Consider the following 22,838-nt stretch of genomic DNA (forward strand, 5'->3'; position numbering starts at 1 on the left):
CGTCGTCCTGGGTGTCCGTGCCGCCGACTACCGTTGCCCCATGATCCGCATCGGCGCGCACGTCGAGCAGCAGGACCCGATCGCGGAGGCGCGGGCCCGCGGCACGGACCTGGTGCAGTTCTTCCTCGGCAACCCGCAGGGCTACAAGGGCCCCGAGATCCAGTACGCCGGCGGCCTGGAGGGCCTGCGGGACGACGCGCAGGCCGCAGGGGTCGAGCTGTACGTCCACGCGCCCTACCTCGTGAACGTCGCGACCACCAACAACCGGATCCGCATCCCGTCGCGCAAGCTGCTCCAGCAGCACGTCGACGCCGCCGCGGCCCTGGGCGCGAAGGGCCTGATCGTGCACGGTGGCCACGTCGACAAGGCCGACGACGTCGAGACCGGGTTCGACAACTGGCGCAAGGCGATCGAGGCGACCGACATCAAGCTGCCGCTGCTCATCGAGAACACCGCCGGCGGCGACAACGCGATGGCCCGGCAGCTCGAGCGCATCGACCGGGTCTTCGACGCGGTCTCGAAGGCCGAGGGCGCCGACATGGTCGGCTTCTGCCTCGACACCTGCCACGCCCACGCCGGCGGCAACGCACTGGAGACGATCGTCGAGGACGTCCTCAAGGTCACCGGCCGCATCGACCTGGTGCACTGCAACGACAGCCGCGACGAGTTCGACTCCGGCGCCGACCGGCACGCGAACGTCGGCGGCGGTCACATCGGGGCCGACCTGCTGGCCGCGGTCGTCCGCGACGCCGGCGCGCCGGTGATCTGCGAGACCCCGGGCGGCGCCGAGGAGCACAGGGCCGACTTCGCCAGCCTGCTGGACCGCGTGTGACGCAGTGCTGACGGCAGGGCCGACGGCAGGGCTGACGGCAGGGCTGACCGGGGCCGGACCGTCGCCGACCCGGCGCGGCCTGCTGGGCGCGGCCCTGGGGATCGCGGTGACGGGCTGCTCGGTCGGCCCGCGCGTGCCGACCGCGAGCGTGGCCCGGTCGGCCTACGGCGACGACCCCTCGCAGTACGGCGAGCTGTACCTCCCCGCGCGTATCCCGCTGGCCACCGTCGTGGTCGTGCACGGCGGGTACTGGGCGCAGGGCTTCGGCGCCGAGGCGATGCGGCCGATGTGCCAGGCGCTGCAGGCCGAGGGGTACGCCGTGTGGAACCTGGAGTACCGCCGCGTCGGCGGCACCGGAGGCTGGCCGATGACGTTCGAGGACGTGGCCGCCGGGATCGACCACCTCGACACCTTCGACACCGTCGACGCCGGCGACGTCCGGCTGGTCGGGCACTCGGCCGGCGGCCAGCTGGCGGTCTGGGCGGCCTCGCGCCGTGACACCACGCCCGGCGGGCCGTCGGCGGTGACGGTGACCCGCTGCCTGTCGTTGGCCGGGGTGCTCGACCTGACCGGCGCGTCGCGGCAGGGCCTCGGGTCGGGCAACGTCGACCTGCTGATGGGCGGCACACCGGCCGACGTGCCCGACCACTACGACGTCGGCGACCCGACCCGGCTGGTGCCCGCGGGCTGCCCGGTGGCCTGCCTCGTGGGCCGCGACGACGAGGTGGTGCCGCGGTCGCAGTCCGACGCGTACGTCGCCGCGGCGAGGAGTGCTGGCGCGCCCGTGACGCTCGACGAGGTGCCGGGGGACCACTCGGCGCTCATCGGCCCGGAGAGCAGGGCCTGGCCCACGGTGCTGCGCCGGCTGGGCGAGAAGCTCCGGACGTAGCGAGGAGCCGCGCACCGGGACCGGGTGTGCGGCTCCTCGCTGGTCCTTCGGAAGGGTGCTAGACCCGGACCCCTTGCAGGACGTCGAGGACCTGCTGCGGACTCGTCGCCTCCCGCAGCCGGGCCACCTGGTCCTTGCTGGTGAACGTCTCGGCGATCCGCGACAGCAGCGCCAGGTGGTCGTCACCGGCACCGGCGATGCCGAGGACGAACTCCGCCGGCTTGCCGTTCCAGTCCACCGGGTCGTCGTAGCGGATGAACGAGATCGCGGAGCGCCTGATGGCGCCCTTGGCCTCGTTCGTGCCGTGCGGGATCGCGAGGCCGTTGCCCATGAACGTGGACACCGACGTCTCCCGGTCGTGCATGGCGGCGACGTACGACGGGTCCACGGCGCCGGCCGCCACGAGGAGCTGTCCTGCCTCCTCGATGGCCGCGTCGCGGTCCCTCGCCGTGCCGTTCAGCACGATCGAGCCCGGAGCAAGAACCTCGGCCTCGGCCCCACCCGAGGGGGCCTCAGCTTTTGGGACCGCCGCTCCCACGCTGTTGGACTGCTCGATGAGCTCCACGATCTCGTCGTACCGCGGGCTGCCCATGAAGTTGTCGACGGAGACGTGGATCGCCGACGGCGACTGCTGCTGGGCCCGGGCCGTGAGGTCCTGGTGGGTGACCACCAGGTCGACGTCGTCGCGCAGGTTGGAGATCGCCTTGTTGACGACCGTGACCTCGTGGTGGCCGGCGGCCTGGATCTTCTTGCGGAGCACCGAGGCGCCCATGGCCGAGGAGCCCATGCCCGCGTCGCACGCGAACACGATGTTGCGGATCTGCTTGCCGGCGGTCGCGGCGCCGCCACCCAGCAGCACGCCGGAGACCGAGGACGCCTTGCCCTTGTTGGCCTCCATCTGCGCGGTGTGGTGGGCCAGGTCGTCCACGGCCTCGCTCTTGTCGGCCTTGAGGATCACCGAGGTGATCAGGAAGGACACCGTGGCCGCGAACACCACCGACAGCGTGGTGCCGACGATGGAGCCGGCCGGCGACTGCAGCCAGACCGCGATGATCGAACCCGGTGCCGCCGGAGCGCGCAGACCGGAGTGGAAGACCATGTTGGTGGCCACGCCGGTGGCGCCACCGCAGATCACGGCGATCAGCGTGAACGGCTTCATCAGCACGTACGGGAAGTAGATCTCGTGGATGCCGCCGACGAACTGGATCAGTGCGGCACCGGGCGCCGAGGCCTTGGCCAGGCCCTTGCCGAACAGCGCGAAGGCGAGCAGCAGGCCCAGACCGGGGCCGGGGTTGGCCTCGATGAGGAACAGGATCGACTTGCCCTTGTCCACGGCCTCGGCGGTGCCGAGCGGGGTGAAGACGCCGTGGTTGATCGCGTTGTTGAGGAAGAGCACCTTGGCCGGCTCGACGAACACCGAGGCCAGGGGCAGCAGGTTCTTGTCGACCAGGAAGTCGACGACGTTCTCGGCGCCGGCGCTGAACTGCTCGACGAACTTGCCGGCCACGAAGAACCCGACGACGGCCAGGATCATGCCCCAGATGCCGGCGGAGAAGTTGTTGACCAGCATCTCGAAGCCCGGCCGGATCTTGCCGTCCCAGATGGCGTCGATCTTCTTCATCGACCAGCCACCGAGCGGGCCCATGATCATCGCGCCGAGGAACATCGGCACCGAGGCGCCGGTGATCGCGCCGACGGTGGCGATCGCGCCGACCACGCCGCCGCGGATGTTGTCGTCGTACATCATCCGGCCGCCGGTGTAGCCGATCAGGATCGGCAGCAGGTAGGTGATCATCGGGCCGACGATGCCGCCGTGGACGCCGTCCCAGCCGCCGAGCTGCGAGACGAAGCCGTAGTCGTAGAGGCCGTCCCCGATGCCCGGCGGCTTGTCGAACAGCTTGTCGCCGATGAGGGTGATCCAGCCCGACTGGATGAACAGAGCGGTGATCAGGCCCCACGCGATGAACGCGCCGATGTTCGGCAGGACCATGTTGGACAGGAAGGTGCCGAACTGCTGCACCCGTACCCGCGCCCCACCGCGGGGCGCTGCTGCGGTGGCTGTCGAGGCCATCGAGGTTCCTCCTCAATCTCTAGGCGCGTGACGCCCGTCACGGCCCGATGCACCGCACTCTGCCCCAAAACGGGCACGTTGCCAAGTATTCGGGCACAGATTTATGCCCGTTTGTGTGGCTTTTTTGCTTCCGGGTTCGGTAGCGTCGCCCCCATGAAGGCTCTCCGCTTCTATGCCCCCGAAGACGTCCGGGTCGAGGACGTCCCCGAGCCCGAGTGCGGGCCGGACGAGATCAAGCTGAAGGTCAAGAACTGCTCGACCTGCGGCACCGACGTCAAGATCTTCTACAACGGGCACCAGAACCTCAGTCCGCCGCGGACCATCGGCCACGAGATCGCCGGCGAGGTCGTCGAGGTCGGCGCGGACGTCAACGCGACCTACGGCTCGGACTGGAAGCCCGGCGACCGCGCGCAGGTGATCGCGGCCGTGCCGTGCGGCGAGTGCTACGAGTGCCAGAAGGGCTGGATGGCGGTCTGCCAGAACCAGACCTCGGTCGGCTACCAGTACGACGGCGGGTTCGCCGAGTTCATGATCGTGCCCAGGCAGGTGCTCAAGGTCGACGGGTTGAACCGGATCCCCGACAACGTGGGGTACGACGAGGCGTCGGCCGCCGAGCCCTTCGCGTGCGCCATCAACGCCCAGGAGCTGCTGGGCATCGAGCCGGGGGACACGGTGGTGGTCTTCGGCGCCGGACCGATCGGCTGCATGCACATCCGCATCGCCCGCGGCGTGCACCAGTCCGGGCCGGTGTACCTCGTCGACGTCAACGCCGAGCGGCTGAAGATGTCGGCCGACGCGGTGCAGCCCGACGAGACCATCAACGGCGCCGAGGTCGACGTCGTCGAGCGCGTGATGGAGCTGACCGGCGGCCGCGGCGCGGACGTCGTGATCACCGCCACCGCCGCCAACGTCACCCAGGAGCAGGCCATCTCGATGGCCGCACGCAACGGCCGCATCTCGTTCTTCGGCGGCCTGCCCAAGACCGACCCGTTCATCAAGTGCGACAGCAACCTCGTCCACTACCGCCAGCTGCACATCCACGGCGCGAACGGCTCGGCGCCCGAGCACAACAAGCGGGCCCTCGAGTACATCTCCACCGGCCAGGTCCCCGTGAAGGACCTGATCACCGAGCACATCCCCCTGGACCGCGTCCTCGACGCGTTCCAGATCGTCAAGAAGGGCGAGGCCATCAAGGTGACGGTCGAGCCCTGACAGACTGAGAGAGCTGGGCCGCCCCGGGTAGATCCACTGGGGCCTGCCCTGAGGACCGCGGTGGTCGGAAGAGAGGTCCGTGCCACCGCGGTTCTGGCATTTCACCGCTGGTCGAGGAGGGCCGGAGGCCCGTCACGAGACCCGGTGAACGGTCCACGGTCCGGTCACCGGGTCTCGTGACGGTCGCTGCGCGACCTCCTCGACCAGCGGATGGGTCCTGCCCCGCTAGCGTGGGTCGGGTGACGAGCGCCCCCACCGTCCGGCCCATCAGCCCGGAGCAGCACCTGGCGTTCGTGCGCGCCCAGCCGTGGACCAGCTTCCTCCAGACGCCGGCGTGGGCGAAGGTCAAGCCGGAGTGGCGGGCGGAGTCGCTGGGATGGTTCGACGGGTCCGACCTCGTGGGCGCCGGCCTCGTGCTGCACCGCAACCTCCCGCGGCTCCAGCGCTCCCTGGCGTACCTCCCCGAGGGCCCGGTCATCGACTGGTCCGCCCCCGACCTGGGGGCCTGGCTGGCCCCGATGACCAAGCACCTCAAGCAGCACGGCGCGTTCGCGGTGCGGATGGGCCCGCCGGTCGTGACCCGGCGCTGGTCGGCGGCCACGGTCAAGGAGGGCATCGCCGACCCCGACGTACGCCGCCTCGACGACGTCGCCCCGACCCACCGGGAGCCGGTCGGCGCCCGCGTCGTCTCCCAGCTGCACGAGCTCGGCTGGCGGCTGCAGGGGTCCGAGGGCGGCGGCTTCGCGGCCGGGCAGCCGCGCTACAACTTCCAGGTCCCCCTCGTCGCCGCGGACGGCACCCGGCGTACCGAGGAGGACGTGCTCGCCGGCATGAACCAGCAGTGGCGCCGCAACATCAAGAAGGCCGACAAGGCCGGGGTGGTGGTGACGCGCGGCGGCCTGGAGGACCTGAAGGCCTTCCACGACCTCTACGCCCACACCGCCGAGCGCGACCACTTCACGCCGCGCCCCCTGGCGTACTTCCGCACCATGGCCGAGGCGATGGCGGCCGAGGAGCCGGACCGGTTCGTGCTCTGGCTCGCCCACCACGAGGGCGACCTGGTGGCCGCCACGATCGCGGTGCGCGTCGGCACCCACGACTGGTACTCCTACGGCGCCTCCTCCACCGAGAACCGCGACGTGCGCGGCTCGAACGCCGTGCAGTGGGCCATGCTGCGTGACGCGATCACGGCCGGTGCGACGGTCTACGACCTGCGGGGCATCACCGACACCCTCGACCCCGACGACCCGCACGCCGGGCTCATCCAGTTCAAGGTCGGCACGGGCGGCGAGGCGGTCGAGCACGCCGGGGAGTGGGACCTGCCGCTGCGGCCCTTGCTCTACAAGGCGTTCCAGGCCGCCATGAAGAGGCGGGGCTGAGCGGTGAGCCTCACCCTGACCGTCGACGGCGACCGCTGGCGCACCCACCTCAAGGAGGTGGCCGGCGAGCAGCCCGGACTGGTGCCGGTCGCCAAGGGCAACGGCTACGGCTTCGGCCTCGCACGCCTGGCCCGGAAGGCGGCCTGGCTGGGGGTCGACACGATGGCCGTCGGCACCTACGACGAGCTGCCCGAGGTCTCCTCACGGTTCCCGGGCGGCCTCCTCGTGCTCACCCCGTGGCGACCGTTCGGAGCCGCCCTCGACGTGGACGACTCGCTCCAGACCCGGTTGGTGCACACGGTGTCGCGCGTGGAGGACCTCCGGGCGCTGCGCGAGCGGCAGCCGGACGCCCGCTTCGTGCTCGAGCTGCGCACCAGCATGCTGCGCCACGGCCTGACCGCGCGCGACCTGCGCGAGGCCGCCGACGTGCTCGGCCCCGGTCACGGCGGACGCCGGTTCCGCGGCATCGCCCTGCACCTGCCGCTGGCCAGCGGCTCGCACCTCGCCGAGGTGCACCGCCTGGTCGACGAGGTCGTCGGCGCGGGCCTCGCCGGCAGCCGCACCGCGATCTGGGTCAGCCACCTGACCGGCGACGAGCTCGCCCGGCTGCGCACCAGCCACGCCGACTTCGAGATCCGGCCGCGCATCGGCACCCAGCTCTGGCTGGGCGACCGCGGCGCGCTGCGGGTGACCGCGACCGTGCTCGACGTGCACGCGGTCGAGCGGGGCGACGTGTTCGGGTACCGCGGCCGCAGCGCCCCCAAGTCCGGCCACGTGGTGGTGGTCAGCGGCGGCACCGCCCACGGGATCGGCCTCGAGGCTCCGACCGGCGACTCCTCCATCAAGGCGCGCGCGGCCACCATCGCGCGCGGCGGCCTGGACGCCGTCGGGTTCGTGCGCTCGCCGTTCACCATCGACGGCAAGCAGCGTCTGTTCGCCGAGCCCCCGCACATGCAGGCCTCCATGCTCTTCCTGCCCTCCGGCGCGCACGTGCCCGCCGTCGGCGACCAGGTCGACGTCCGCGTGCGCTACACCGCGACGACGTTCGACCGCGTGGTCGTCACCTGAGAGCCAGCGACCTCGGCGCCGACCGGCGCGGCAGGTGGGCCGACCAGCCCAGCTCGCGGACCGGGTCGTACCTCGGCCAGAGGATGTCGCGCACGACGATCGCCACGAGGTACAGCTCGGCCAGCATCCGCACGATGATCGCGAACCAGTAGAACTCCGCGTCGCCGCCGTCGGCGGGAGCCAGGAAGTTCCCGAGGTACCACCAGACGCTGGCGAAGTACGCCACCTCGCCGAGCTGCCAGATGACCTGGTCGCGCAGCCGCGGCCGGGCGAGCACGGCCAGCGGCAGCAGCCACAGGACGTACTGCGGCGAGTAGACCTTGTTGACCAGCAGGAAGCCCGCGACCACGAGGAAGCCGAGCTGCGCGAGCCGCGGCGTCGCCGGCGCGGTCATCCCGAGCACGAGCACGCCGACGCACCAGGCGCCGAACACGAGCCAGGACCACATGTTGATGGTCGAGGACGTCAATGACAGGTCGAAGCGCTGGTCGAGCAGCAGCCACACCGAGCCCAGGTCGGCGGCCCGGTCGGAGTTGAACCGCCAGAAGGTCTTCCAGGCCTCGCCACCGGAGAGGTACGCCGGGGCGTTGACGAGCACCCAGGTGGCCGCCGCCACGCCCGCGGTCTCCCCGAGTTCGCGGAAGCGCCGCCGGCGCAGGCAGATGACCAGGATCCCGCCGAGCAGGAACAGCGGGTAGAGCTTGGTGGCCACGCCCAGGCCGATCAGGCCGCCGGTCAGCATGGTGCGGTCGCGCGACCAGGCCCACAGCGCGCCGGCCACGCAGGCGACGGCCAGCATGTCCCAGTTCACCAGGCCCGCGAGCGCCAGCGCGGGCGAGATCGCGAAGAACGCCGCGTCCCACGGACGCCGCCGGTGGACGCCGGCGAGCAGCCACGCGGAGAGCAGGGCCAGGGCAGCGAAGCCGATCGCGTTGACGGCGACGAACCGCAGCATCTCGGTGCGGATCTCCGGCCGCGCCCCGAGGGTGTCCACGGGCATCCCGGCGCGCTCGGTGACGTCGGGGTTCCCGCTGAGCCGCTGGGTGACCTCGGCCGACCACCAGGCCCAGTAGGAGATGACGACGGGGTACTCCATCGCCGGGTACCTCGCCCGGACCGAGTCGTCGTCGACGTACGGCCAGTGCAGCTCGGCGAACCCTCGTCCGGTGTAGAGGTAGGGCAGGTCGGAGTAGCACATGTGCGTGTAGTTGGTGGCGGAGTCGCCCCACTTGTCCCGGTAGCAGGGGGCGTCCTTGACCAGCCCCATCGCGAAGCAGACCGCGGTCAGCGCCAGCAGCACGCGCAGCGGCGTCCACCACCGGTGGCGACCGGCGTGCGTGCCGACCGGTCCGCCCACGCCCTCGCTGAGCGCCCGGATGCCGGGGTCGTCGTGGGTGGGGTGCACCCGGTCGTCGGCCGGCACGTGGTCGCTCCTCATGGGTCAGAGGAAGGGGTCAGAGGAAGGGGGTCAGAGGAAGTAGCTCAGGAACCAGGAGCTGCTGCGCGGCGTCGGGGAGGTCGACGGTTGGGCGACCGTGGTCGTGGCCGCCTGCGTCGGCGTCTGCGACGGCGGCGGGTCCGGGGTCGGGTTGACCGTCACCGTCGGCAGCGTCGTGTCGGACGGCGTGGGCTCCACGGTCGGGGTGGGCTCGGTCGTCGGCTGGCCGGTCGGCGTCTTGGTCGGCAGCTCCGTCGGGGAGTCGCTCGGCGAGTCCGTCTCGGTCGGCGTCCCGGTCGGCGACGGCTTCTTGGTCGGCGAGGGCCTCTTGGTCGGGGTGGCCGTCGGCGCCGGGTCGTGACCATCGGTCGGGGCGTCGCCGTCGACGTTCGCCGGCTCCGGGAACTCCTCGACGTCCATGCCCTCGGACTCCTGCTGCATGATCGCGGTCCAGGTGCGGGCGGGGTAGTCGGCCCCGAAGTACGACGGCAGCCAGCCGTCGAGCTGGTCGTCACCGTCGCCTCGGACGTACATCACCGCAGTGGAGAGCTGCGGGGTGTACCCGACGAACCACGCCGAGGACACCTGGTCCTTGGCGTTGGTCGCGGTCCCGGTCTTGCCCGCCGCCGGACGGCCCAGCGCCTGGGCGGCCTGGCCCGTGCCGTTCTCGACGACCTGCTGCATGGCGTAGGAGACGTCGGAGTCGATGTCGGGGTCGAGGACGTCGGTGTTGACCACGTCGTAGACCTGCGGCTCCTCGCCGGTGCGGTCGACGACCTTCTTGACGACGTGCACGTTCGACCGCACCCCGCCGTTGGCGAAGGTGGCGTAGGTGTTGGCCATGTTGATCGGGCTGACGCGGGCACGGCCGAGCGTGATCAGGGTGTCGTCGGCGCTGAGGTCCCGGCTGGTCTTGGGGATGCCGGGGTACTTCTTCGACGCGTGCGCAGGCGGGATGCCCAGGGCGTTGGCCATCGCGTGGATCTTCGCGGGCCCGTCGGGGATGGACGCGGACATGTCGACGTACGCCGTGTTGATCGACTCCTCGAGACCGAACAGGGCGGTGACCGACGAGCCGTAGTCGTTGCCGCCGTTCTCGCCCTCGTTGTTGACCTCGAGGCCGTCGGGGAAGGTGTAGGGCGAGGTGCCCTGGAAGGTGTCCTTGAGCGAGAAGCCCTCGTTGATCGCGGTGGCCAGCGTGATGGGCTTGAACGTCGAGCCGACCATGCCGCCGGCGACGGCCCAGTTGATCTGGGAGTCGAGGTAGTCCTGGCCCGCGTAGAAGCCGAGCAGCGCGCCGGTGCCGGGCTGGACCGTGGCCGCGGCGATGTGCAGCTCCTTGTCGCCGAAGCCCTCCGGCTTCTGGGCGAGCACGCCGTCCTCGGCGGCCTTCATCGCCGCCGGGGTGAACGTCGTGGTCACCCGCAGGCCGCCGCCGTCGATGTCGGAGTCGGAGTACCCCATCGAGTGCAGCTCGTTGCGGACCAGCTGGAGCATGAAGCCCTTCTGGCCGCCGTACTGGCTCTGGGCCTGGATCTTCGGGAACCGCGGCAGCGCCTGCTGGGCCTGGTCGGCCTCGTCGGCGGTGATGTCGCCGGTCGAGGCCATGCCGTCCAGGACGTAGTCGTAGCGCTCCTTGAGGGCCGCCTTGGAGTCCTTGCCGTTCTTCGGGTCCAGGTCGGTCGGGTCGTTGAGCACGCTGGCCAGCACGGCGCACTGCTTCAGGTTGAGGTCCTTGGCCGGCACGTTGAAGTAGGCCTGGGCGGCTGCCTGCACGCCGTACGCGCCGCGACCGAAGTAGATGGTGTTGAGGTAGCCCTCGAGGATCTGCTGCTTGCTCTTCTCCCGCTGGATCTTCAGCGAGAGGAAGGCCTCCTTCAGCTTGCGCTTGAGGGACCGCTCCTGGGTGAGGTACAGGATCTTGACGTACTGCTGGGTGATCGTGCTCGCACCCTGCGTGGCGTTGCCTCGGGCGTTGCTGAACGCGGCCCGGATGATGCCCTTCGGGTCGATGCCCTTGTTGGTGTAGAACGACCGGTCCTCGGCGGCGATGACCGCCTGCTGCAGCTGGTCGGGCATCTCCGAGAGCGGGATCGACTCACGGTTCTGGACCGCGAACTGACCCAGCTCGGTCTTGCCATCGGCGTAGTAGACCTTGGTCGTCTCGGTGGTGAAGTCGGCGTCCGGGTCCGGGATCGTGGTCTGGGTGTAGGCGTAGTAGAACGCGCCGATGCCGGTCAGCGTGGTGACCAGGCCGATGATCAGCAGCCACTTGACGACCTTGAGGACGCGGCGCTTCGTGGTGCCCGGGGGCTTCGGACGGTTCGGCTTGCGCTTGACCGCGGGGCCCTCGGCGCGACGCTTGCTCAACTCTTCGACTCCACGACTGGCTCGGCTGTTGGGGGAAGGACAACTCCACCGAGGGTACGGGGGGCGACCCACCCCCACCCAACCGCCGCGCGTGTGATTCCGGCGGGCCAGCGGGTCGAAGGCGCGCAGCGTCCGGCCACGACGGGACCTTCGGCCCTGGGCCGGGTTGCGCGACCGATGTATCGTGTTGATACATTCACCCGATAGATCCGCGCGATAGAGCGGTTCGTAGGGTTTCACACCGATGGGGGACACGTGCAACGCAAGGGTGCAGCGCTGGAGATGGCCGTCCTCGGCCTGCTCCACGAGTCGCCACTGCACGGCTACGAGCTCCGCAAGCGCCTCAACCTGCTGCTCGGGTGGACCCGCCTCCTCTCCTACGGCTCGCTGTACCCCGCGCTCAAGCGGATGCTCCGCGAGGGCGTCATCACGGAGGTGACCAACCCCGCATCGGTCTCGATGCGGCAGCGGATCACCTACCAGATCACGGCGAAGGGGCGCGAGGCCTTCGCCAGCGAGGTCACCGACGACGGCCCGTCCGCGTGGGAGGACGAGGGCTTCAACATGAGGTTCGCGTTCTTCTCGCGCACCGACGCCGACGTGCGGCTGCGCATCCTCGAGGGCCGGCGCAGCCGGCTGCAGGAGCGCCTGGACCGGCAGCGCCGGGCCGCGGGCGGCGACGACCGCTACCTCACCGAGCTGCGGCGGCACGCCATCGACTCCGTCGAGCGCGAGGTCCGCTGGCTGACCGACCTGATCAACGCCGAGCGCGGGACGGGACCCGAGGCACCCGGCTCCAGCAGCACCACCAGCAGCACCCCACCCAGAAGTTCCCAGCACACCGCACCGGCCGCGACGCCGGCGGCTGAACCGCAGTGAAGGAAGGAAGACCCGGCATGGGATCGGTACGAGTAGCAATCGTGGGCGTCGGCAACTGCGCGACGTCCCTCATCCAGGGCGTGACGTACTACAAGGACGCCGACCCGTCGGCCACGGTGCCGGGCCTCATGCACGTCACCTTCGGCGAGTACCACGTCCGCGACCTGCAGTTCGTGGCGGCGTTCGACGTCGACGACAAGAAGGTCGGCAAGGACCTCTCGGAGGCCATCAACGCCTCGGAGAACAACACGATCAAGATCGCGGAGGTGCCGACGCTCGGCATCGAGGTGCAGCGCGGCCCGACGATGGACGGCCTCGGCAAGTACTACCGCGAGACGATCGAGGAGTCGGCCGCCGAGCCGGTCGACGTGGTCCAGGTCCTCAAGGACAGCCAGGCCGACGTGCTCGTCTCCTACCTGCCGGTGGGCTCCGAGCAGGCCGACAAGTTCTACGCCCAGTGCGCGATCGACGCGGGCGTGGCCTTCGTGAACGCCCTCCCGGTGTTCATCGCCTCCGACCCGGTGTGGGCCAAGAAGTTCGAGGACGCGGGCGTCCCGATCATCGGCGACGACATCAAGTCCCAGGTCGGCGCGACCATCACCCACCGGGTGCTGGCCAAGCTGTTCGAGGACCGCGGCGTGGCGCTGGACCGCACCTACCAGCTCAACGTCGGCGGCAACATGGACTTCAAGAACATGCTCGAGCGCGAGCGCCTGGAGTCCAAGAAGGTCTCCAAGACCCAGGCCGTGACGTCCAACCTGCACGGCGAGCTGGCCGGCAAGACCCACGACCGCAACGTGCACATCGGCCCGTCCGACTACGTCGCGTGGCTCGACGACCGCAAGTGGGCCTACGTCCGCCTCGAGGGCCGCGCCTTCGGTGACGTCCCGCTGAACCTCGAGTACAAGCTCGAGGTCTGGGACTCCCCGAACTCCGCCGGCATCATCATCGACGCGGTCCGCGCCGCGAAGATCGCCAAGGACCGCGGCCTCGGTGGCCCGATCATCTCGGCGTCGTCGTACCTGATGAAGTCCCCGCCGGTGCAGCTCCCCGACGACGAGGGTCGCCGCCGCGTCGAGGCCTTCATCAAGGGTGAAGAGTGAGCGTGAGGAACGAACGCTCGCTCGTCTCACCCGCAGGTTGAGCAAGCCCTGCGGCTGAGGAACGAAGCCGCAACGGGCGCGTCGAAACCCGGTAACCGAAGAGTCGGGGTCTCGACAAGCTCGACCAACGAACCAAACTCGACCGACGAACGACGGAACCGCCCGGACCCACCACGGTCCGGGCGGTTCTCGTTTGTAGCCTTCGCCCATGACCGAGACCCCGCCGCCCCCGGGCCATCCCGACGACCGGCAGCAGCCGGACCCGACCCGGCAGGCGCCGATCCTCCCGCCTCCTCCCCCGTCACCCCCGCCGAGCTACAGCCCGGCCCCGCAGCCGCCGCCCGACGGGCCGGCGCAGTCGGTCGACCCGGCGGGCGTCCTGAAGGCGCTGTTCGACTTCAGCTTCTCGACGTTCATCACGCCGAAGGTGGTGCGGTTCGTCTACATGCTGGCCACCGGCCTGCTCGTCGTCGCGTGGCTGGCCTGGCTGGCGGCCGGGTTCGCCGGCTCTGCGGCGTACGGGCTGCTGGTCCTGCTGATCGGGCCGGTCGTGATGCTGGTGTACCTCGCGCTGATCCGGATGACGCTGGAGTTCTACCTCGCGATCACGCGGATGAGCGAGGACATCCACCACCGCCTGCCGCCGAGGACCACCGGCTAGCTGAAGAGTTCGCCGATCAGCCCGCCGGTGCCGCCGCCGGTGCCCTGCGCCGGCGGCGTCCACTCGCTGGGCTGGACGACGACGAAGCCCGGGCCGTGGAAGGCGTACTGGAAGGCCTCGCCCGAGCCGCCACGGATGACCGAGGAGAACTTCATCGAGCTCACGACGTTCGGCACCAGGGTGGCCGACCAGGCCACGGCGGCCTGCACGTCGACGTACGTCGGCTGGGTGCTGCAGTCCAGCACGACCGGCTTGCCGACGGTGCAGAGGGCGACGGTGCCCTGGCCCGTGACCGTGGTGTTGAAGAGGCCGCCGGCCATGATGCCGGCGCCCTTCACCCGGTTGATGTCCCACTGGAGGGCGGAGTCGAAGGCCAGCAGGTTGCGTCCGTTGACGCTGATCCCGTCGCCGCCGAGCTCGATGAGGTAGACGTACCCGGCGTCGCTGGCGAAGAACACCTCGCCCTGCCCGCGGACCCGCATCAGGGGCATGTCCTCGGAGGTGACCATCTTCTTGAGCAGCCGCCCGACGCTGCCGGCCTTCTCGTGGATGAACTCCACCTGGCCCTGGTAGGCGACCATCGCGCCCTTGACCGCGAGCACGTCCGGGCCCAGCGACACCCGCAGCAGCTGGTCGTTCTGGAGGGCGAAGCGCTGCCCGGTCTCGTTCTCCAGGTTGCCGGCGTCGAAGAGGTCGCTGTGCATGCAGAGAGCCTGCCTCATCGCTGGTCGAGGAGGTCGGGCAGCGACCGTCACGAGACCCGGTGACCCTCGCGCCTAGGGTGGCGCCCATGGTCGATCCCGACGAGCTGAGCGCCCGCCTGACCGCCGAGCTCGACGAACGGTTGGCGGAGGCTGACGGGCAGCTGGCGTCGAGGTACCCGGGCGAGCGTCCGGGGCGCCAGCCCGTGCACACGGCGTACGTGCCGGCCGACCGGTTCGGCGCGGGCACCGCCCGCTCCTGGGGCGAGGAGGCGCTGGCGCTGCTCGACGAGCACGCCGCCGAGTTCGCGACCGTCGTCGCCGACGCCGACATCATCCGGCGGGTCAAGGCCAAGCTCGGCGACGAGCCGGTCGAGGACCTGCGGGTCGACTTCGAGGACGGGTACGTCGGGCACTCCTCGGAGGAGGAGGACGAGCACGTCCGTACCGCGGCCCATGCGCTGGCCGAGGCGCAGCAGGACGAGACGGCACCGCCGTGCTCCGGCATCCGCATCAGGTCCTTCGACCCGGCGTCGCGAGCGCGCGGGGTGCGGACGCTGACACGGTTCCTGACGGCGTACGCCGAGGCGAAGGGCTCGATGGACGGCTTCGTCGTGACCCTGCCCAAGGTCACGAGCACCGAGCAGGTGGCCGCGTTCGTGCACGCCGCCTCGACCATCGAGGACGAGATCGGGTTGGCGGACGAGGCCGTGCGGTTCGAGGTGCAGGTGGAGACGCCGCAGACGATCCTCGGCGCCGACGGCACCGCGCTGGTGGCCCGGATCGTGCACGCGTCGGGCGGCCGGCTGACCGGGCTGCACTACGGGACCTACGACTACTCCGCCTACCTCGGCATCGCCGCCGGCCAGCAGTCGCTGGAGCACCCCGCGGCCGACCACGCGAAGCTGGTGATGCAGGCGGCCGCCGCCGGCACCGGCGTCCGGCTCTCCGACGGGTCGACCAACGTGCTGCCGGTCGGGGACGCCGAGGCGATCCACCTGGCCTGGGACAACCACCTGCGGCTGGTGACCCGGTCGCTGGAGCGCGGCTTCTACCAGGGCTGGGACCTGCACCCGGGACAGCTGCCGACGCGGTACGCCGCGACGTACACGTTCTTCCGCGGCGGACTGCCGAAGGCCCTGGAGCGGCTGGCGACCTACGCCGAGCAGCGGCAGACAGACGGTCCGACCGGCTCGATCGCCGACGAGCCCGCGACCGCCCGGGCGCTGGCGGACTTCGTCCTGCGCGGGCTGGACTGCGGCGCGGTCGACGCGGGCGAGGTCGGCGACGTGGAGGAGCTGCGCCGCCTGGCGCACCGCTAGATGCCGGCCGCGGCCCGGTCGAGCGCGGCGCGGGAACGTTCGAACAGCGCGGTCGCCGCGTCGCCCGAGTCCGCGATGGCGGTCAGCCCGAGGTTGCCCGTGCCGCCGATGGCGCTGGCCATGTGGAGGACGGTGCCGGTCTCGGTCCCGGCGTCCCAGCCGCCCGGGTTCACGTCGAGGAGGTCGTCGGTGGTCAGCGCGGCGTACGCCTCGCTCTCGAGGTGGTCGGTCGCGGTGTAGAACTTCGGCGTCCCGTCGGCGGCGCGGAACACCCCGGCGCGGACGTCGTAGTCGCCCCGCGTCAGCGCCGCCAGGGTCGCCGACGGGTGCGTGGTGCCGCCGGCGCGGAGGTTGGTCTCCGAGGCGTACGTCGCCCAGGAGCCGCCGTTGCGGACCGCCAGGAAGTCGATCGAGCACCGGCCGACCACGCCGTGCGAGGCCAGCGCGGTGCCGACCGCGAGGGCCTGGTCGGCGATGCGGGCGGCGTACTCGGGCCGGGCGGGCATCGTGCACCCGAGGTACGTCAGGCCGTGGCGTCCTCCGAGCACCTGCTCGTGCGTCGAGAGCACCTCGGCCTCGCCGAAGGGGGACATCCGCAGCTGGACGCTGGGGCTGCGCACCTCCTCGCCGACGAGGAACGCCTCGACGACCCCGCCCTCCCGCTCGAGGTGCGCGTAGTAGTCGGCCACGTCGATCTCCGGCTCCTCGAGCTCGATGGCGTCGGGGTCGCCGGGCAGGCCGCCGGGCAGGTCGCCGGGCAGGGTGATGGTGCCGTTGCCGATGCCGCTCGCGCCCTCGTCCAGCTTGACGATGACGCGGGCGAGGCCGGGGTCGGCGGCCCGGAGCTCCGCGATCGCCTCGGCGACGTCGGCCCGGTCGCGCACCGCGCGCCCCGGTGCGATCGGGACACCGGCGGCCTCGAACGACTCGCGGCTGCCCGACTTCGTGCCCCAGCGGGCGAACCGCGGGTGCGCGCCGTACACGGGGATGCCGAGGTGCCGCGCGACCTCGACGTCGTCGACGGTCACGGTGTGTCCGACGGTGACGGCGTACCTCGGGTCGGCCACCGCCTCGCGGATGCGGCGCATCACGCCGGGGTGCTCGAGCACCTTACGCGTCAGCGGGACGGGCCGGGCGTCGACCACCGGCACGAGGACCAGGCGCGCGCGGTTGGCCGGGGTGTCGAGCCCCGGCACCAGGCCGAACCAGTAGTCGACCAGCCGCGGGTGGATCGGCATCGACGTCACGTAGACGACGCGGGTGCCGCCCGACAGCAGGCCGAGGAGGTAGCACAGGTAGCGCTCCTCGTAGGCCGGGAGCAACGGCTGCCAGCGTGGGGGGAGGTACGCCGAGATCGACTGCATCACCACGATCGTGCGCGGCACGTCGCCGGCGTCACGCCAGGTGAGGTGCGGCCACACGGATCGAAGGCGGTCGGCGAGCTCCGTGTCGTCGGCCTGCGGGTGCACGCGCTCAGCGTGACGCAGTCGCGGCTCCGAGGCCATCGTCGACGGCGGGCGAGACCTGGGGCACGTCCTCGTCGCCGCCGGCGCTCGCCTGCGCGAGCTCCTCGGGCGGGACGTGGCGGACCAGGAACCCCCGGGCGGCGCGCACCGACGGGTGCAGGCCGATCGTCGCGACCACGCCGATCGCCGCGATCACCAGCCAGCCGGCGGCGCCCCAGTTCATCGCGAGGAACGTGTAGAGCGCCGGCGCCCAGACCCGGCCGAGGGTGCCGCTGAACTCGGCGGCGCCTTGGTACTCGCCGCGGCGCCGCGGGTCCATCAGCTCGGCCTCGAACGACCAGCTCGCGGCGGACAGGTAGAGCTCGGCGCCGGTCACCGTGACGTGGCCCAGCCAGACCAGCGCGATGGTCTTCCAGCCGACCGTGTCGTGGGTGGCCAGCGTGATCAGGCACGAGACCACGAAGAAGGCCGTGGAGACGCGGATCGCGCGCAGCGCGGTCGGGATGTTCTTGATGCCGCGGGAGGCGACCATCGGCAGGAAGATGCACATCACCGTGTTGGTGCCGAACAGGAACGCCAGCAGCACCCGCGGGGCGTCGGTCTCCTCCACCAGCCACAGCGGGATGACGATGTTGAGCAGCACCTGGTTGGTCCACAGGACGCCGGCGAAGAAGGTGCTCGCCAGCCAGCCGGGGTTCCGCAGCGGGCCGGGACCGGGGATCCTCTCCCTGCGCTCGTCGGGCGTGCGGTCGTCGTGGGCCGCGTTGGGCAGCCGCAGGATGGCCGCGGCGTTGACCAGGAACGCGACCGCGGTGAACCACGGGATCGCCTCGAGCACGACGTTGGAGTCGAACGCCAGGGCGATGCCGCCGACCAGGGAGCCGAGGGTGAAGCCGACGTTGAGGGCGGAGTACATGTAGGCCCGCGACTTCACCCGCTCCTGGGGCGGCAGCACGTCGACGGTGTAGGCGCCGTACGCCGACCCGCCGAGCGAGCCGACCACCTGCATCGCGCAGGCCATCAGGACGTATCCGGTGAACCCGTGGATGAACGGCCAGAGCGTGAACATGCCCGCCTGCCCGGCGGCGCTCAACGCCCACATCCGCTTGGGCCCGTAGCGGTCCACCAGCTTGCCGGCGGGGAGCGCGGCGACGAACGCCGCGACGCCGGCGATCGTCAGGCCCAGTCCGACCTGGGCGGCGCTCAGGCCGACGACCTGGGTGAAGAACACCGCCGACCCGGTCATGAACGTGCCCTCGCCGAGGGCGAAGAGCAGCGACTGCCCGGCGAGGCGGCCCGCGAGCGGGGAGGGCGCGTGGAAGCGGCGGACGAGGGAGGCAACCGGTGAGCTCATGGCCTGGTCGAGTGTTCCAGGCACCACGGACGGTCGTCGCCCGGTTTATGGCTGGCTGGGGTGCGCTCCTGATCCTCGGCCGTCGCGAGCGTCGTCTCGTCGTGTGCCTGGCAAGGCGGAGGAGGGAGACATGACGGAGTCATGGCGACTGACGACAACGCAGTCCAGGCGCCGACGGGGCGGCGCGCAGCAGGCCATGGGATCAGGAGCGGACCCTACTAGGGTGCCCGCATGGCGGTGTTGGGCGAGAACCGGTACGGCAAGGCGGAGAGCCGGGTCGTGCGGATCGTCCGGGACACCCCCCGCCACGAGATCGTCGACCTGAACGTGTCGTCGTCGCTGCGCGGCGACTTCGACGCCGCGCACGTGTCCGGCGACCAGGCGGCCGTGCTGCCGACCGACACGCAGAAGAACACCGCGTTCGCGTACGCCAAGCTGCACGGCGTGTCCTCGCCCGAGGACTACGCGCTGGCGCTGGCTTCCCGGCTGCTCGAGGCCGCACCGGCGGCGGCCGCGGCCGAGGTGCGCGTCGAGCAGTACGCCTGGGACCGTCTCGGCCAGCACGCGTTCGCGCGCCGCGGCGGCGACGTACGGACGTGCGAGGTGACCGTCTCCCGGTCGGGCGCGTCGGTGGTGTCGGGGCTGAAGGACCTGGTGGTGCTGAAGTCGACGGGGTCGGAGTTCAAGGGCTTCCTGGTCGACGAGTTCACCACGCTCGCCGAGACCGACGACCGGATCCTGGCCACGTCGCTGGTGGCCCGGTGGCGGCACGACACCACGGACGTCGACTGGAACGCCTCCTTCGACGACGTGCGCGAGGTGCTGCTCTCGACGTTCGCGACGACGTACTCCCGCGCCCTGCAGGAGACGCTGTACCTGATGGGCTCGGCGGTCGTCGACACGATGCCGGGCATCGCGGAGATCTCGTTCTCCGCGCCGAACAAGCACCACTTCCTGGTGGACTTCTCCGGCTTCGAGGTCGACGGGCTGACGAACGACGGCGAGGTGTTCATCGCCGCCGACCGGCCGTACGGGCTCATCGAGTGCACGGTGCTGAGAGATGCGCCGGCATGAGCCTCACCCGTGAGCAGCTGCTCGGCTGCCTCTCCGTGCCGCGGTGGGCGGACGAGGTGCTGTCCGGCGAGCCGTACGCCGACCGTTCCGCGCTGCTGGCCGCGGCCGACGCCGCGGCCCGCTCGATGTCGGACCCGGAGCTCGACCAGGCGCTGTCGGCCCACCCGCGGATCGGCGAGCGGGGTGGGGCCCAGTCACAGCGGGAGCAGGCCGGGGTGGACGCCTCGGCGGCCGACCGGCTGGCGGCCGGGAACGCGGCGTACGAGGAACGGTTCGGGCGGGTCTTCCTGATCCGGGCCGCGGGCCGGGACGCCGACGAGATCCTGGCCGAGCTCGAGCGCCGTCTCGCGAACACCGACGACGCCGAGCGGGCCGAGACCGTCGACAACCTGAGGCAGATCGCCCTGCTCCGACTGGAGGCACTCGTCTGATGGCCACCCTCTCGACTCACGTGCTCGACACGGCCCTCGGACAGCCGGCGGCCGGGGTGGCCGTGCGGCTGGAGTCGCGCGACGGCGACTTCCTGGACTCGGCGACGACCGACGACGACGGGCGGGTCGGGTCGCTGGGCGGGGAGCTGGGGCTGGCGTCGTACGTGCTGCGGTTCGACACCGCGGCCTACGTGAGCGGCTTCTTCCCCGAGGTCGTGATCGTGTTCACGGTCGCCGACGACCGGCACCACCACGTGCCGCTGCTGCTCTCGCCGTACGGGTACTCGACCTACCGTGGCAGCTGACCCGTTGGGTGATCTCGTCATCCGCGCCTCTCGGGTCGTCGTCGGCGACGCGGAGGTGCCCGCCTGCGTCGAGGTGAGGGGCGGACGCATCGCCTCGGTCACGGCGTACGACCGGGTGCCGTCGGCCCCGACGGTGGTGACCCTCGGCGAGGACGAGGTGCTGCTGCCCGGCCTGGTCGACACCCACGTGCACGTCAACGAGCCGGGACGGACGGAGTGGGAGGGCTTCGCCAGCGCGACCCGCGCCGCCGCGGCCGGCGGTGTCACCACGATCCTCGACATGCCCCTCAACTCCATCCCTCCCACGACCACCGTCGAGGCGCTCGAGGTGAAGCGCGCCGCGGCCGAGGGGCAGTGCTTCGTGGACGTGGGGTTCTGGGGCGGTGCGGTGCCGTCGAACCTCGGCTCGCTGTCGTCGCTGCACGAGGCCGGCGTCTTCGGGTTCAAGTGCTTCCTGCTCGACTCGGGCGTCGAGGAGTTCCCGCCGCTCTCGTCGTCCGAGTTCTCCTCGGCCCTCGCGGAGACGGCGGGGCTCGGGGCGCTGATGATCGTGCACGCCGAGGACGGCTCGCTGATCGACGACTCGCTGCTGCGGGGTCCGACCTACGCCGGGTTCCTGGCCTCGCGGCCGAGGTCGGCCGAGGAGGCGGCGATCTCCCTGGTGCTGTCGGCCGCGCGGGCCACCGGCGGTCGGGCGCACGTCGTGCACCTGTCGGACGCGGACGCGGTTCCGCTGCTGAGGGAGGCGCGATCGTCCGGGGTGCCGGTCACGGTCGAGACCTGCCCGCACTACCTGACCTTCGACGCCGAGTCGGTGCCCGACGGCGCCACCGAGATGAAGTGCTGCCCGCCGATCCGCGAGGCCGCCAACCGCGAGGCGTTGTGGGCGGCGCTCGCGTCCGGGGACATCGACGTGGTCGTCTCCGACCACTCACCGTGCACCGCGGCGCTGAAGGCCAGCCCGGACTTCGGGGTGGCGTGGGGCGGGATCGCGTCGGTGCAGCTCGGGCTCCCTGCGGTGTGGACGGGAGCCCGGTCGCGCGGCTGCTCGCTGGTGGACGTCGTGCGGTGGATGGCGTCCGGGCCCGCCGCGCTGGTCGGGCTGTCCGACCGCGGGTCGATCGCGGTGGGGATGCAGGCCGACCTGGTGCGGTTCGCACCGGACGCGTCGTTCACCGTCTCGGCCGCCGCCCTGCGACACCGGAACGCCGTCTCGGCCTACGACGGGATGCCGCTCGTGGGCGAGGTACGGGAGACCTGGCTGCGCGGCGTACCGGTCGCGGACGAGGATGGGCCCCGAGGTCGGCTGCTGGTCAGAGGAGGAGATTCGTGACCTATCACGTGCCCCGTGGCGGACTGCCGCCGCAGACCGCGTTGACGACCGGTGGTGCCGGCCGGGCGCGGTTCACCGAGGCGTACGCCGTGATCCCCGCACGGACCCAGAGCGACATCACCGCGTCGTACCTGCCCGGCTGGGACGGCATGCGCATGTGGGTGCTGGCGCGGCCGCTGACGGGGTTCGCCGAGACGTTCAGCTGGTACGTCGCCGAGGTGTCGCCCGGGGGAGGTACGGAGGAGGGCGAGCCCACCGAGGGCACCGAGTCGGTGCTGTTCGTGGTCGACGGGACGCTGCAGCTCGAGGCGGACGGTGACCGGTACGAGCTGGAGCCGGGCAGCTACGCGTTCCTGCCGCCGCTCGCCGACTGGTCGTTGAGGAACTCGGGCGAGGCGACCGCGACGTTCCACTGGATCCGCAAGCGGTACGAGCAGGTCGAGGGGCTCTTCGAGCCCGACGTCCTGGTGACCCACGAGCGCGACGTGACTCCGATCGAGATGCCCGGCACCGACGGCGCCTGGTCGACGACACGGTTCGTGGAGATCGACGACCTGCGCCACGACATGCACGTCAACATCGTCAACTTCCAGCCCGGCGGTGCGATCCCCTTCCCCGAGACCCACGTCATGGAGCACGGCCTGTACGTGCTGGAGGGCAAGGCCGTGTACCTCCTCAACACCGACTGGGTCGAGGTCGAGGCCGGCGACTTCATGTGGCTGCGCGCGTTCTGCCCCCAGGCCTGCTACGCCGGCGGACCCGGCCCCTTCCGCTACCTGCTCTACAAGGACGTCAACCGCCACGCCCACCTCGGGCTCGGGAGCCCGTGACCGGAGGCTCGAAGCCCGGTTAGAGTGACCGGCACGGCCTGTTGTTCGCATGGATAACCAGCAGGCGCGGGATCCGCCAGCAACCATGCGTCTGCGAGCACGGGCCGCGACGGGAGGTGC

20 protein-coding genes are annotated in these 22,838 nt (G+C 71.2%); 14 read left to right on the forward strand and 6 right to left on the reverse strand.

The annotated features are described in order from the left end of the window. Positions 1 to 40: 40 nt before the first annotated feature. Both ISU07_RS02415 and ISU07_RS02420 read left to right on the forward strand, forming a co-directional pair. Positions 41 to 832 carry a deoxyribonuclease IV gene (locus tag ISU07_RS02415; protein WP_194705142.1) on the forward strand — a complete coding sequence of 264 codons (792 nt, stop codon included), beginning with the start codon at positions 41 to 43 and terminating at the stop codon, positions 830 to 832. Positions 833 to 836: 4 nt separating this feature from the next. Beyond that, the gene (locus ISU07_RS02420) at positions 837 to 1,721 is read left to right on the forward strand and encodes an alpha/beta hydrolase family protein (RefSeq protein ID WP_323742378.1); all 885 of its coding nucleotides are present in this window, start codon (positions 837 to 839) and stop codon (positions 1,719 to 1,721) included. Between the two features lie 58 nt (positions 1,722 to 1,779). Here the strand turns inward: ISU07_RS02420 and ISU07_RS02425 are convergent, their stop codons facing one another. After that, complete coding sequence (locus ISU07_RS02425; protein WP_194705143.1) at positions 1,780 to 3,792, reverse strand: PTS mannitol transporter subunit IICBA; 2,013 nt, start codon at positions 3,790 to 3,792, stop codon at positions 1,780 to 1,782. A gap of 153 nt (positions 3,793 to 3,945) precedes the next feature. Here ISU07_RS02425 and ISU07_RS02430 point away from each other — a divergent pair, with 153 nt between their 5' ends. The 3 genes from ISU07_RS02430 to ISU07_RS02440 all read left to right on the forward strand — a co-directional run bounded on the left by ISU07_RS02430 (position 3,946) and on the right by ISU07_RS02440 (position 7,451). Beyond that, on the forward strand, positions 3,946 to 5,004 hold the full coding sequence (locus tag ISU07_RS02430; RefSeq protein WP_194705144.1) for a zinc-dependent dehydrogenase: 1,059 nt from the start codon (positions 3,946 to 3,948) through the stop codon (positions 5,002 to 5,004). A 239-nt stretch (positions 5,005 to 5,243) separates the two neighbouring features. Continuing rightward, complete coding sequence (locus ISU07_RS02435) at positions 5,244 to 6,383, forward strand: lipid II:glycine glycyltransferase FemX (RefSeq protein WP_194705145.1); 1,140 nt, start codon at positions 5,244 to 5,246, stop codon at positions 6,381 to 6,383. Positions 6,384 to 6,386: 3 nt separating this feature from the next. Further along, positions 6,387 to 7,451, forward strand: coding sequence for an alanine racemase (locus ISU07_RS02440; RefSeq protein ID WP_194705146.1), 1,065 nt, complete (start codon positions 6,387 to 6,389; stop codon positions 7,449 to 7,451). Here the strand turns inward: ISU07_RS02440 and ISU07_RS02445 are convergent. Both ISU07_RS02445 and ISU07_RS02450 read right to left on the reverse strand, forming a co-directional pair. Further along, positions 7,444 to 8,889: a glycosyltransferase family 87 protein gene (locus ISU07_RS02445; RefSeq protein ID WP_194705147.1), complete on the reverse strand. Its 1,446-nt coding sequence runs from the start codon at positions 8,887 to 8,889 to the stop codon at positions 7,444 to 7,446. The two genes, ISU07_RS02440 and ISU07_RS02445, sit on opposite strands and share 8 nt — an antisense overlap. A gap of 30 nt (positions 8,890 to 8,919) precedes the next feature. Then, the gene (locus ISU07_RS02450; RefSeq protein WP_194705148.1) at positions 8,920 to 11,259 is read right to left on the reverse strand and encodes a transglycosylase domain-containing protein; all 2,340 of its coding nucleotides are present in this window, start codon (positions 11,257 to 11,259) and stop codon (positions 8,920 to 8,922) included. A gap of 255 nt (positions 11,260 to 11,514) precedes the next feature. Between ISU07_RS02450 and ISU07_RS02455 the strand changes: the two genes are divergently transcribed. From ISU07_RS02455 to ISU07_RS02465, 3 genes are all read left to right on the forward strand, one after another. Continuing rightward, complete coding sequence (locus ISU07_RS02455; protein WP_323742379.1) at positions 11,515 to 12,138, forward strand: PadR family transcriptional regulator; 624 nt, start codon at positions 11,515 to 11,517, stop codon at positions 12,136 to 12,138. Positions 12,139 to 12,155: 17 nt separating this feature from the next. Then, positions 12,156 to 13,241, forward strand: a complete 1,086-nt coding sequence (locus ISU07_RS02460) for an inositol-3-phosphate synthase (protein WP_194705149.1) — start codon at positions 12,156 to 12,158, stop codon at positions 13,239 to 13,241. 208 nt (positions 13,242 to 13,449) lie between these two features. After that, the gene (locus ISU07_RS02465) at positions 13,450 to 13,902 is read left to right on the forward strand and encodes a DUF4282 domain-containing protein (protein WP_194705150.1); all 453 of its coding nucleotides are present in this window, start codon (positions 13,450 to 13,452) and stop codon (positions 13,900 to 13,902) included. Here the strand turns inward: ISU07_RS02465 and ISU07_RS02470 are convergent. Further along, positions 13,899 to 14,606 carry an AIM24 family protein gene (locus ISU07_RS02470; RefSeq protein WP_194705151.1) on the reverse strand — a complete coding sequence of 236 codons (708 nt, stop codon included), beginning with the start codon at positions 14,604 to 14,606 and terminating at the stop codon, positions 13,899 to 13,901. The genes ISU07_RS02465 and ISU07_RS02470 overlap by 4 nt on opposite strands. Before the next feature lie 86 nt (positions 14,607 to 14,692). Between ISU07_RS02470 and ISU07_RS02475 the strand changes: the two genes are divergently transcribed. Continuing rightward, positions 14,693 to 15,925, forward strand: a complete 1,233-nt coding sequence (locus ISU07_RS02475) for a DUF6986 family protein (protein WP_194705152.1) — start codon at positions 14,693 to 14,695, stop codon at positions 15,923 to 15,925. On the opposite strand, the gene ISU07_RS02480 is transcribed toward ISU07_RS02475, so the two are convergent. Further along, the gene (locus tag ISU07_RS02480) at positions 15,922 to 17,394 is read right to left on the reverse strand and encodes a peptide ligase PGM1-related protein (RefSeq protein ID WP_194705153.1); all 1,473 of its coding nucleotides are present in this window, start codon (positions 17,392 to 17,394) and stop codon (positions 15,922 to 15,924) included. The two genes, ISU07_RS02475 and ISU07_RS02480, sit on opposite strands and share 4 nt — an antisense overlap. A gap of 4 nt (positions 17,395 to 17,398) precedes the next feature. Continuing rightward, positions 17,399 to 18,745: an MFS transporter gene (locus tag ISU07_RS02485; protein WP_194705154.1), complete on the reverse strand. Its 1,347-nt coding sequence runs from the start codon at positions 18,743 to 18,745 to the stop codon at positions 17,399 to 17,401. Positions 18,746 to 18,976: 231 nt separating this feature from the next. Here ISU07_RS02485 and pucL point away from each other — a divergent pair, with 231 nt between their 5' ends. Genes pucL through ISU07_RS02510 form a run of 5 tightly spaced genes read left to right on the forward strand, consistent with a single transcriptional unit; the run spans position 18,977 to position 22,718 of the window. After that, positions 18,977 to 19,819 carry a factor-independent urate hydroxylase gene (gene pucL, locus ISU07_RS02490; protein WP_194705155.1) on the forward strand — a complete coding sequence of 281 codons (843 nt, stop codon included), beginning with the start codon at positions 18,977 to 18,979 and terminating at the stop codon, positions 19,817 to 19,819. Then, on the forward strand, positions 19,816 to 20,250 hold the full coding sequence (uraD, locus tag ISU07_RS02495) for a 2-oxo-4-hydroxy-4-carboxy-5-ureidoimidazoline decarboxylase (RefSeq protein WP_194705156.1): 435 nt from the start codon (positions 19,816 to 19,818) through the stop codon (positions 20,248 to 20,250). The genes pucL and uraD overlap by 4 nt, the downstream gene beginning before the upstream one ends. Then, positions 20,250 to 20,555: a hydroxyisourate hydrolase gene (gene uraH, locus ISU07_RS02500; RefSeq protein WP_194705157.1), complete on the forward strand. Its 306-nt coding sequence runs from the start codon at positions 20,250 to 20,252 to the stop codon at positions 20,553 to 20,555. The genes uraD and uraH overlap by 1 nt, the downstream gene beginning before the upstream one ends. Further along, positions 20,545 to 21,888: an allantoinase AllB gene (gene allB, locus ISU07_RS02505; protein ID WP_323742380.1), complete on the forward strand. Its 1,344-nt coding sequence runs from the start codon at positions 20,545 to 20,547 to the stop codon at positions 21,886 to 21,888. Before uraH ends, allB begins: the two co-directional genes overlap by 11 nt. Beyond that, positions 21,885 to 22,718: a bifunctional allantoicase/(S)-ureidoglycine aminohydrolase gene (locus ISU07_RS02510; RefSeq protein WP_194705158.1), complete on the forward strand. Its 834-nt coding sequence runs from the start codon at positions 21,885 to 21,887 to the stop codon at positions 22,716 to 22,718. The genes allB and ISU07_RS02510 overlap by 4 nt, the downstream gene beginning before the upstream one ends. Positions 22,719 to 22,838 lie beyond the last annotated feature (120 nt).

Origin of the sequence: Nocardioides islandensis, assembly GCF_015352455.1 — a bacterium.
Taxonomy (GTDB): Bacteria; Actinomycetota; Actinomycetes; order Propionibacteriales; family Nocardioidaceae; genus Nocardioides; species Nocardioides islandensis.

What these genes read in the sequence shown, in the direction of transcription:
- uraD (WP_194705156.1), top strand. Translation starts at nt 19,816, where the DNA reads ATGAGCCTCACCCGTGAGCAGCTGCTCGGCTGCCTCTCCGTGCCGCGG.
- ISU07_RS02465 (WP_194705150.1), top strand. Translation starts at nt 13,450, where the DNA reads ATGACCGAGACCCCGCCGCCCCCGGGCCATCCCGACGACCGGCAGCAG.
- ISU07_RS02470 (WP_194705151.1), bottom strand. Translation starts at nt 14,606, where the DNA reads ATGCACAGCGACCTCTTCGACGCCGGCAACCTGGAGAACGAGACCGGG.
- pucL (WP_194705155.1), top strand. Translation starts at nt 18,977, where the DNA reads ATGGCGGTGTTGGGCGAGAACCGGTACGGCAAGGCGGAGAGCCGGGTC.
- ISU07_RS02445 (WP_194705147.1), bottom strand. Translation starts at nt 8,889, where the DNA reads ATGAGGAGCGACCACGTGCCGGCCGACGACCGGGTGCACCCCACCCAC.
- uraH (WP_194705157.1), top strand. Translation starts at nt 20,250, where the DNA reads ATGGCCACCCTCTCGACTCACGTGCTCGACACGGCCCTCGGACAGCCG.
- ISU07_RS02415 (WP_194705142.1), top strand. Translation starts at nt 41, where the DNA reads ATGATCCGCATCGGCGCGCACGTCGAGCAGCAGGACCCGATCGCGGAG.
- ISU07_RS02425 (WP_194705143.1), bottom strand. Translation starts at nt 3,792, where the DNA reads ATGGCCTCGACAGCCACCGCAGCAGCGCCCCGCGGTGGGGCGCGGGTA.
- ISU07_RS02460 (WP_194705149.1), top strand. Translation starts at nt 12,156, where the DNA reads ATGGGATCGGTACGAGTAGCAATCGTGGGCGTCGGCAACTGCGCGACG.
- ISU07_RS02475 (WP_194705152.1), top strand. Translation starts at nt 14,693, where the DNA reads ATGGTCGATCCCGACGAGCTGAGCGCCCGCCTGACCGCCGAGCTCGAC.
- ISU07_RS02485 (WP_194705154.1), bottom strand. Translation starts at nt 18,745, where the DNA reads ATGAGCTCACCGGTTGCCTCCCTCGTCCGCCGCTTCCACGCGCCCTCC.
- ISU07_RS02430 (WP_194705144.1), top strand. Translation starts at nt 3,946, where the DNA reads ATGAAGGCTCTCCGCTTCTATGCCCCCGAAGACGTCCGGGTCGAGGAC.